Annotated in this window: 9 protein-coding genes; 7 read left to right on the forward strand and 2 right to left on the reverse strand. The window is 27.2% G+C overall.

Going from position 1 to position 11,046, the window contains the following annotated elements:
- Positions 1 to 5: 5 nt before the first annotated feature.
- The 5 genes from AC0B4T_RS03455 (at position 6) to AC0B4T_RS03475 (ending at position 5,709) form a co-directional block, all read left to right on the forward strand.
- Positions 6 to 1,190: an IS30 family transposase gene (locus tag AC0B4T_RS03455; RefSeq protein WP_465103143.1), complete on the forward strand. Its 1,185-nt coding sequence runs from the start codon at positions 6 to 8 to the stop codon at positions 1,188 to 1,190.
- A gap of 455 nt (positions 1,191 to 1,645) precedes the next feature.
- Positions 1,646 to 2,089, forward strand: coding sequence for a transposase (locus AC0B4T_RS03460; RefSeq protein WP_465103144.1), 444 nt, complete (start codon positions 1,646 to 1,648; stop codon positions 2,087 to 2,089).
- Positions 2,090 to 2,102: 13 nt separating this feature from the next.
- Positions 2,103 to 3,014 carry an IS3 family transposase gene (locus tag AC0B4T_RS03465; protein ID WP_465103281.1) on the forward strand — a complete coding sequence of 304 codons (912 nt, stop codon included), beginning with the start codon at positions 2,103 to 2,105 and terminating at the stop codon, positions 3,012 to 3,014.
- A gap of 61 nt (positions 3,015 to 3,075) precedes the next feature.
- Positions 3,076 to 4,257, forward strand: coding sequence for an IS3 family transposase (locus tag AC0B4T_RS03470; RefSeq protein WP_465103145.1), 1,182 nt, complete (start codon positions 3,076 to 3,078; stop codon positions 4,255 to 4,257).
- 531 nt (positions 4,258 to 4,788) lie between these two features.
- Positions 4,789 to 5,709, forward strand: a complete 921-nt coding sequence (locus tag AC0B4T_RS03475) for a hypothetical protein (protein WP_465103146.1) — start codon at positions 4,789 to 4,791, stop codon at positions 5,707 to 5,709.
- Between the two features lie 575 nt (positions 5,710 to 6,284).
- Here the strand turns inward: AC0B4T_RS03475 and AC0B4T_RS03480 are convergent.
- Together AC0B4T_RS03480 and ffh are read right to left on the reverse strand one after the other, a co-directional pair.
- A complete protein-coding gene (locus AC0B4T_RS03480; protein WP_465103147.1) occupies positions 6,285 to 7,469 on the reverse strand; it encodes an IS30 family transposase in 1,185 nt (394 codons plus the stop codon).
- Positions 7,470 to 7,625: 156 nt separating this feature from the next.
- Positions 7,626 to 8,975 (reverse strand): signal recognition particle protein, encoded by a 1,350-nt coding sequence (gene ffh, locus AC0B4T_RS03485; RefSeq protein WP_465103148.1) that lies wholly within the window; start codon positions 8,973 to 8,975, stop codon positions 7,626 to 7,628.
- A 50-nt stretch (positions 8,976 to 9,025) separates the two neighbouring features.
- On the opposite strand from ffh, the gene AC0B4T_RS03490 reads away from it, so the two are divergent.
- Entirely contained in the window at positions 9,026 to 9,943 is a 918-nt protein-coding gene (locus AC0B4T_RS03490; protein ID WP_465101259.1) for an RluA family pseudouridine synthase, read from the forward strand.
- Positions 9,943 to 10,848: a hypothetical protein gene (locus AC0B4T_RS03495; RefSeq protein WP_465103149.1), complete on the forward strand. Its 906-nt coding sequence runs from the start codon at positions 9,943 to 9,945 to the stop codon at positions 10,846 to 10,848. Before AC0B4T_RS03490 ends, AC0B4T_RS03495 begins: the two co-directional genes overlap by 1 nt.
- Positions 10,849 to 11,046: the final 198 nt, after the last annotated feature.

An 11,046-nucleotide genomic window follows, 5' to 3' on the forward strand; every position in this document is an offset into this window, starting at 1 on the left:
ATTATATGAAAAATTTAGAAAAATATATTTGTGTTTTTGACAAATATCGAAAAGAAAATAAATATCAACATTTTAAAATCGAAGAGAATTACAACACTATCTTGAAAATGCAAGGAGTTCTTGGGACACAACGAAAATTACGATCAGATCAAATCGATCTAGAGCAACTTTATAATATTTTACAAGAACTTTCTGAAGGCTTCTCAATCCAAGAAGTAGCCAAGATTTTTGATAGAGACATTCGAAGTATAAAAAGCAAAATTAAAATTATTACAAATCGCAGACCACTTAGTTTAGATAAACAAAATCGTTATGTTTGTCCTAAGTGTTCAAAAAGAGTAATGTGGGTTAAAACCCTTAATTTTGCAAAGCTATACGAACATTTATTAGGTTATTCATTTTCGAGACTCTTTTTTGTAAGTGATGCAATTAAAGAGAAATGAAAGACCTACAGAAAATATTGGTATAGTGAGCTTAATACATACAATAAAAATAGAAATAAAAAGAATTTGCAGCAAAAAGAAGTTAAGAAATCAGTTACCTATCTTGTGAATTCTTTTAAAAAATTATCCCCTGATGAATTTGCTCCCTCACCTAGTACAATTTATAAAATAATTAAAAAATACCCTTATTTCCTTGATTTTGACCATATTGTTAAAAAATCTGAAGGCAAATATGGCATAAGGAAGAAGAAGCAAACCAAACCTAAAACATTAAAATATGCAACAGAAATTTCGAAACGTCCAGCTTATATTAATGATCGCTCTGAACACGGCCATTTTGAATTAGACACCGTTATTGGTAAAATCAATGATACATATTGTATTGTGACCATAATTGAACGGCAAACCAGAATGTCTTATGCTATGCTCTCAAAACGCAACTCCAAAGCTATCAAACAAACTCTTGTCAAACTAATCAAGAAACACAACTTAGACATTAAAACTTTAACAGTTGATAATGGTAGTGAAAATGTCTTATTGCACCAGGTTATTCCAACTGAAAGACTATTTAAATGCCAACCATATAGTTCATGACAAAAAGGTTCAATAGAAAATATGCACCGCTTAATTAGGTATTACATTCCCAAAGGAAAAAGTCTAGATAAATACTCTCAGCAAGAAATTGATTATATGATGGATAAAATAAATAACTATCGGCAAGTTGTAAGACAATATAAGATAACCTAAAAACTTTTTTAATCCCCCGCCTTTGATTTCAATCAAAGGGGCGTTACTTTTGACAAAAGTAAGCAAAACCGACGAGAAAACACTGTTGTGTTTTCTGTTTTCTCATACATTTTTTTATATAAAAATTATGTTAAAATTAAAACGCAATTATTTTGTTAATATCTCGCAAGTGACTTTTCCAAAAAACACTTATTATATTTTTAAATTTTCTCATATTATCCTTTCATATTTATAATAAAATTATAACTTAATTTTTTACAGAATATGGATAGAAATTATTAAATAGTGTATATTTCCAATAACCAAACGGACAGAAAATTTAACATTTTAGTAATTATAATGATATAGAAAATTTATAGACAACCGCATAAATTGGACTATGTTACTTGGTTAAAAATATAGTGAACCCCACAAGTTGGACCAAATCAATTGGTAAAACTTAGGGGGTTTTTATTATGAAGTTAAAATTAGAAGATAAACTAAAGATTATAAAACTATATAAAGCTGGTAAGAGTAGCAAACAAATTGCAGAAATTTTTAATGTAAATATGCGTACAATTCAGTTTATAAAGTGTTTGTACAACCTCTACGGATTACACATATTTACAGAAAGAAATAAACGTCGAAACTTCAGTCCTAACTTTAAATTAGAAATTGTTAAGCAAGTATTAAATGGTAAACCTATCCGCTCTTTGGAAGCAGAACTATTAATTAATACTGGAATAATTAATTCATGAATGAAAAAATTTAAATTATTTGGGTATAATGGTCTTATAAATAAGGAAAGAAAGGTAAAATACCAATGACCATGCCAAAGAATAATAACCCAAAACAAGATAAAACATTATCTAGAATTAAAGAACTTGAAGAAAGAAATGCCCAGCTTGAAATGGAGGTAGACCTCTTAAAAAAATTGAGAGCCTTGGTTCAACAAAGGACAGAGCAACCAAACAAGAAAAAGCAAAAGTAATATTTGAATCAAGGCATAAATATAAATTAAGATTAATGCTAGAATTTTTCCAATTAGCAAAATCAACATACTTTTATATTGTTCAATGTTTTTCAAAAAATGATAAAGATTTTGATTTAAAACAAGTAATAACGAATATTTTTAATGAGAATAAATCCCGTTATGGATATCGAAGAATTTGTTTAGAACTAAGAAATAGAGGTTATATTATTAACCATAAAAGGGTTAAAAGATTGATGAAATTACTTAATTTATTTGGTTTACAGCCAAAATCAAAATATAAATCATATAAAGGTGAAATTGGGAAGATTTGTAATAACTTACTCCTTACAAGGATTGTTGACAAAAAGAATCATAATACTTATTACGAGCGAAATTTCAAAACTACAAAATTGAATCAAACTTGAAGTACTGATGTATCTGAATTCAAAATAGCAAGTGGAAAACTATATTTATCACCAATTATAGATGTGCATAACCGTGAAGTAGTTTCATACACAATTTCAAAAAGTCCTAATTTTGAACAAGTGAATCAAATGCTAAATAAAGCTTTTAAAAAGTATAAAAATCTTAATGGTTTAATTTTACATTCTGACCAGGGATGGCAATATCAAATGAAACAATATCGTGACAAATTAAGTAAAAGAGGTATTAAACAAAGTATGTCGCGAAAGGGTAATTGCTATGATAATTGTGTTATTGAAATATTTTTTGGAACCATGAAAAACGAAATGTTTTATGGTCATGAAAAAGAATTCAAAACTCTAGAAGACTTAGAAAAAGCGATGCGCAAGTATATAAATTATTACAACAAAAAACGAATTATAAAGCCGGACAGAAAAGTTAACATGTAAATGTTAGCTTTTCTGTTACCATTCGTTGGTACCAACGAAGAATTTTTTGAAAGGATAAATTATGTCAAGACATTTAAAGAAAGAAGAATTTGCAAAAATATATGAAGAATATCAAAAATCAGGTTTCCCAGGTGCTTTCCAAGCTATTTACCAAATATCACCAGAAACAAAAAACTTACAAAGAAATAGTGTAAAAGTTAGAATTAATAAAATAATTAAGTATTATAATTTAGGTATGGAAGACTTATTGCAGACAAAGAAAGGTGAAAGCCGTAAAAAAGGATGCGGCAAACCTAAGACGAAAAGAGAACCAAATTGAGATATTTTTGATCGTGATGATTTGTTGCAAATAGCTAAAAGATATTATGAAATTACCAACGAATTACCTAAAAGTAAGAAAGTTATTGAATCTAAAAGTTTTAGTATAAGTTATGTTAAGCTTGCAGAAGTTTTTGGCATTTCTAGACAAACAATTTCAAAAACTCAAAATATTAAAATTGCACAAAAACTCCCTAAATATAGTGATGTAATCGAAAAATCGTTCGCAGAAACAAAGTCAAGATATGGAAGGTTAAAACTAAGTGTTTACATATCTAAAAAATACAAAATAGATATAAACGAACGTTCATTAGGGAGATATATGAACCTTTTAGGCCTAAAATGTAAGCTTAGACAAAAATCAAAACGAAAAGAAATTAAAAACCTATCTACTCAGATTGATAACTTCGTAAATCGTGATTATAATGATCAAAACAATCGAAATATTTATGCAACTGATGTTTCATATATAAAAGCGCCAAAAGATGTGTTAGAATCACACGTTTATTTGTCTGCAATTTTGTCTCATAAAACTAAACAAATTATTGGTTTTAAATTATCAAAAAGTAATAATCTAGAACTAGTTTTAGACAATTTAAATTCATTAAAGCAATACAAATCCAAAAATTTTATCATTCACTCAGATCATGGCTTTCAATATACACATCATCAATATATTAAAGAAGTTAAAAATCTTGGTGGGATTATTTCGTTATCAAGAGTGGGAAATTCTCTTGATAATCGAGAAATTGAATATTGGTTTGGAATCATTAAAACTGAATTATTAAATGATTTAGATTACTCAAAAATAACATTTAATGAACTTAATGATATGATACAAGAATATGTAATTTGGTACAACAATGACCGAATTCAATCAAACTTAAACTGAAAAACTCCACAGCAATTTGCTATGGAATTATAAATAACTAAAATGTTAAATTTTGCTGTCCATGTTTATTATCACAAAATTAAAAGGACTGACACCTTTAGGATATAGGCATCAATCCTTAAATTAATTTTAGTCCAATTTTATGGGTTCACTATAAAATATGCGGTTGTCTATAAATTTAAACATATGAATTTGTTCTTTTGTAACTCTATAAGCACTCTTATATAAAAAACAAACTGATAAATAATTATTAAATAAAGAGTTTTAAAAAATATTACCATTAGCTAAATATAACAAATATTAAAGAACCTTAATTAACAAGAGACAACTTATTATCATTTAACTTTTATAATTCTTGTATTCAGTAGATTTTATGAATTTAATATATCCAAGAAATTATATAGTGTATAATTATTATAAGCGAATCAAAAAACTTTTTAATTAAAATTTTTATATTAATCGCTAAACTGTATAAATAAAATATTTAGGGAGATATTATGAAAAAATTAAAATTTAAAAAACTAGTTATATGACCAGTTGTAACTCATGTAGTAAGGAATGAAAATGAATAAAAAAATATTATTGATTGGATCTTTATTAACTCCACTTATTACTTTTTCGTGTACACATACCAGCCCACTTGAGCCTTCAAAACCTGAACCAACTCCTAAACCAGTCCCCCTATATGAACAAGAGAATCCATCATTAATAGAAAAAGAACCTTGAGAAATTCGCCGTGACTATGAAATATTAGATGTTGATCCTGCTCATGAACCTATAGTATTTGAGAAAGTTCAAAATATGTATCAAGATATTTATAATAAATACAAAGATTTCACAAAAATAAATATTTTTGTTCCACAATCTTGAACTTGACGAAACGGTAAACAAGTAAATATTTATCGTTGGCAAGGTGAAGAAGGTAAACGGATTGATACCTTCAATGTAACATTCTTTAATGAAAGTTATGAGCAACTTTCTGAGATGAACGAATCAAAACCATGACGTTTTGGACCAATTAAAATAACAACACAAGAAGAATTTGATAAATATATAATTAATAGATTTAAAGAACTAAATCCGTATAAAGATTTTAACCAAGATTCCCAAGTAAAAAAATTATTTGAAGCGCTGTATTTAGATAATAATGATGTTTACGAACTGTTAAAAGACAATAATATTTATATACATGAAACAAGCAAAACTAAGCATGACCTTTATGATGGATATTTAATTCCAACATATGATGAAAATGAAGTTACAATAAATTATATTCGTGATTTCCGCAAATATGATAAAGGTTATTTAATTAGACCAGCGGTATATAACCCTGATCCAGCACTTTGGTGGGAAGTTTACATAATAAAAAAATATAAAAATGTTAAATATCACAACATATATAGGAATGATTATGAAACTTATGGATCATACAGTCAAAGATTAGAAAAATGGTTTAAAAAAGAATTTGAAAAGAAATTTAATTAAATTTTTATAAAAATCATCTGGATTGAAATAACCCAGATGATTTTAGTTTGATTTTTAATCAAATGTTCTAACTTCACACTTTAATATTTTTAAATTATAAAAACAACTTAATACTATTTTGCTTCTAAAGTTTATATTAGGTATTTTCTGTTTTTTTTATACCTTTTTACTTGAATATGATTTTTTGTTAAATTTAATAAATTATGATAGTTAAAATGTACTGTTTAGAGATTTTTTTGCATATGTCTTAAAAACCTAAAAAAAATGCTATGAAAAAGTGAGATTCTTTCAATCTCACTTTAAAGATATTTATGATTAAAAAATTTAAGAACTAAATTATATCACTAAATTTTAAAAATACAAACAAAAAATTAATTGTTTTTTGGAATGTTTTTTGGAAAAGTCACTTGCGAGATATTAACAAAATAATTGCGTTTTAATTTTAACATAAATTTTACATAAAAAATGTATGCGAAAACAGAAAACACAGCAGTGTTTTCTCGTCGGTTTTGCTTACTTTTGTCAAAAGTAAGGCCCCTTTGATTGCAATCAAAGGCGGGGGATTAAAAAAATTTTTAGGTTATCTTATATTGCCGTACAACTTGTCGATAGTTATTTATTTTATCCATCATATAATCAATTTCTTGCTGAGAGTATTTATCTAGACTTTTTCCTTTGGGAATGTAATACCTAATTAAGCGGTGCATATTTTCTATTGAACCTTTTTGTCATGAACTATATGGTTGGCATTTAAATAATCTTTCAGTTGGAATTACCTGGTGCAATAAGACATTTTCACTACCATTATCAACTGTTAAAGTTTTAATGTCTAAGTTATGTTTCTTGATTAGTTTGACAAGAGTTTGTTTGATAGCTTTGGAGTTGCGTTTTGAGAGCATAGCATAAGACATTCTGGTTTGCCGTTCAATTATCGTCACAATACAATATGTATCATTGATTTTACCAATAACGGTGTCTAATTCAAAATGACCATGTTCCAAGCGATCATTAATATAAGCTGGACGTTTCGAAATTTCTGTAGCATATTTTAATGTTTTAGGTTTGGTTTGCTTCTTGTTCCTTATGCCATATTTTCCTTCAGATTTTTTAACAATGTGGTCAAATTCAAGGAAATAAGGGTATTTTTTAATTATTTTATAAATTGTACTAGGCGAAGGAGCAAATTCATCAGGGGATAATTTTTTAAAAGAATTCACAAGATAGGTAACTGATTTCTTAACTTCTTTTTGCTGCAAATTCTTTTTATTTCTATTTTTATTGTATGTATTAAGCTCACTATACCAATATTTTCTGTAGGCCTTTCATTTCTCTTTAATTGTATCACTTACAAAAAAGAGTCGCGAAAACGAATAGCCTGATAAATGTTCATATAGTTTGCTAAAATTAAGGGTTTTAACCCGCATTACTCTTTTTGAACACTTAGGACAAACATAACGATTTTGTTTATCTAAACTAAGTGGTTTGCGATTTGTAATAATTTGCATTTTACTTTTTATACTTCGGATGTCTCTATCAAAAATCTTAGATACTTCTTGGATTGAGAAACCTTCAGAAAGTTCTTGTAAAATATTATAAAGTTGTTCTAGATCGATTTGATCTGATCGTAATTTTCGTTGTGTCCCAAGAGCTCCTTGCATTTTCAAGATAGTGTTGTAATTCTCTTCAATTTTAAAATGTTGATATTTATTTTCTTTTCGATATTTGTCAAAAACACAAATATATTTTTCTAAATTTTTCATATAATTTTAAAGTCACCTTTCATTTTTTTAAAATTTATTAATACAACTATTTTATTACAAGGCAGACAAAACAATGTCACATGCAAAAAACTTGCATGTGACATTTCCAATTAATACAAAAGTGTAAATCTTTTGTTGTTTTCTATTGCATAAATTCTAAAAACCAAACATTTTAGGATCAAATCCTCCACCATTTGCCTTAATCTTTTTGCCCATCTCACTCATTCTTTTTACCATTGAATCATAATCAGACATTAGCTTATTAAATTCTTGAGCGCTACGACCACTTCCTTTTAATATTCTTTCTTTACGGGAGGCTTGGCGTAATAATTTTGGATTCTTACGTTCTTTTTTAGTCATTGATGACATTAATATTTTGAAATAATGCATTTTGGATTCTGCTTTATCAATTTGATCATTATTTATTTTATCAGATAAATTACCTGGTAACATTTTTAATATTTTTCCAAATTTTCCAAGGTTTTGGAATTGTTGAATTTGCTCAAGTAAATCATCTAAGGTATATTCACCAGAAAACATTTTATATACCATTTGAGTAGCTTTATCTTGATCAATAACATCTTGAGCTTTTTCAATTAAACTCATTACATCACCCATACCTAAAATACGATCAGCCATCCGATCGGCATGGAATAAATCTAAATTAGAAACCTTTTCGCCAGTACCAATAAAACGAATTGGAATATTCAAAATATACCTTAAGCTTAATGAAGCACCACCACGTGCATCTGAATCTAATTTATTAATAATAGTTCCTGTTAATTTTAATTTTTCATTAAAAGTAGAAGCAACATTAATTATGTCTTGACCTGACATTGCATCAGCTACAAAGAAAATTTCATTAGGGTTAACAATCTTTTTAACCCTAAATAATTCATCCATTAAGGGTTCGTCAATTGATAACCTACCAGCGGTATCAATAATAATTAAATCATTATTATTTACTTTAGCTTGAGCAAGGGCATTTTCCACAATTTTATCAACTGGTGAATTTACCCCTTGTTCAAAATAATCGACTTGGATACTCTTAGCCAAAGTTACTAATTGCTCAACAGCTGCTGGCCGGTAAATATCCGCTGCAACAACTAATGGATTTTCAACAAATTTCTTTTTACATAAATAATATGCAAGTTTAGCACTTGAGGTTGTTTTTCCTGAACCTTGCAAACCACACATCATAATGATGTATGGTTTTTTAGTAATTTTAAATTCACTCCCTTCTTGACCTAAAATCTTTACAAGCTCGCCATGCAATATTTTAATAAAATGTTGTGAAGGATTTAACTTTTTTAAATTTGGGTCAGTTAAAGCCTTTTCTTTAACATTATTTATAAATTCTTTTACAACTTTTAAATTAACATCAGCTTCCAACAATGCTAATTTAATATCTCTAGTTACCTCGAGAATATCTGCTTCTGTTAATTGTATTTTCTTTGATAATTTCTCGAGGGTCTTTTGCATTCTTTTTTCTAAAAAACCTAACATATTTAAATTTTACCACAACTATTTAAATAAATTTTGATATAATAACACAAATGATAGAAATAAATGTAGAATATAAAGAACGTATTGATAAATACATTTCAAATAATTCCAATATTTCAAGAAATGATGCACGAACTTTAATTGAAGAAGGTGCAGTTTTTGTAAACGAAAACAAAATACTTAAACCAAAATTCGAAGTACGTGAGGGACAAAAAATACTAATAATTCGATTAATTGATAAAATATTAGATATTAAACCTGAAAAAATGGATTTAAAAATTATTTATGATGATGAATACCTTTCAGTCTTAGAAAAACCCAGTGGACTTGTAGTCCATCCTTCACCAGGTCATGAATCAGGAACTTTAGTTAATGGACTTTTGTATCATTTTAAAAATAATTTATCAAATGAAAATGGATTATTACGTCCAGGCATCGTGCACCGGATTGATAAAGATACAAGCGGATTATTATTAATTGCTAAAAATAACGAAGTTCATAATTTATTAGCAGATAAATTTGCTCATCACGAAATAAATCGTAAATATTTGGCAATTTGTGATGGTATTTTAGAAAATTCACTTTTAAAACTTAATTTACCTATCGGAAGGGATCAAAAAAACAGACAACAATTTACAGTTACAAATTTAAATGCGAAACATGCCATCACAAATGTAGCAGTGCTAAAAAGTTTTTATTTAGATAAAAAACCTAAATCACTTGTTAAATGTGAATTAGAAACCGGAAGAACACACCAAATAAGAGTTCACTTAAAATATATTGGTAACCCAATTTATGGTGATCCAATGTACAATAAAAAGATAAATGACTTTGGCCAATACTTACATGCCTATAAATTAGAATTTGAACATCCAATTACAAAAAAACAAATGCATTTTTTTTCACTTCCGCCTTCTGAATTTAATATAGCAGAGTATAATTATGAGGAATTTATAAAAGGAGAATAATGAGTAGTACATTTAGAATTAATGAAAAAGACCTTGATTTAAACAACTTATGAAATAATGAAAAAAACCACTTCAGAATTTGGATAATATTATTTATCGCTTTTTGAGCACTAATCACAATTTTATCCCTTGTACCTCTTTTTAATGCTTTAGTAAATAAAACAGCTTATATTGAGGCGCTAAAACAACAAACTCAAAACACACCAAATACTAACAATAATAACATAACTTTAGATTTTGATGCAGTGTGAAGAACACAAATTCTTATTGATTTCTTTATAACATCTTTTTTACCAATTTTGGTATTTACTTTTGGTATCTCATCAACAATTAAATCTTATAAATTTAAAAGCTTTGCAATTTTATCTACTGGTGCAATCTTGCTTTCAAAATTTCACGGAATTCTTTCAATTATTAATTTAATTAATAGTACGCTTAGGGGAAATTACGATATATCAAATAATTTTAATTTAATTGCTTTGGTAATGCATATTACCATCTTAGTTTTAAGCGTTATCCATTTTTTCTTTATTTCTAAAAATGTCACTAAAATTAAACAATTGTTTATGATGCAAAAACTTCAACGTGATAGTGCTATATTTATGGAACAATGAAATAAAAATATGAAAAATGGTAATATAAATAATCCTTTTGGGGAAATGAATGCTGACCAATTTACAAATCAAACTAGCACAACTGATAATAGCCAAACAACTAACCAAGATGAAGTAAATCAACCAGTTCAAAAAACAGAAAAAGATTTAGCAATTGAAAAAATTATAGAATTACCTAAAGAACAATTGCACCGCATGGCTGAAACATTGAACATCTTTGGTTATGAACAAATGTCAAAAGAAGAATTAGCCTATTTAATCTATAATCATACTAAAAAAGATAAACAATAATACATATAAAAAGTATTCGGACAAATTCCGAATACTTTTTATAAAAAAAAGTGTTGCTATCAGTCTTTCAAAACTAACAAATGTATAAAATTTTGTCTAATAAGATGCCGCACAATAACCCAAAAAATTCATAAAATTATCTTTCAGTTCATACGAAAAGCACCAAAATAATCGTTTTAAATATCAAAAGCAGTATTT

The sequence above is a fragment of the Mycoplasma sp. 10961 genome, from assembly GCF_055523525.1.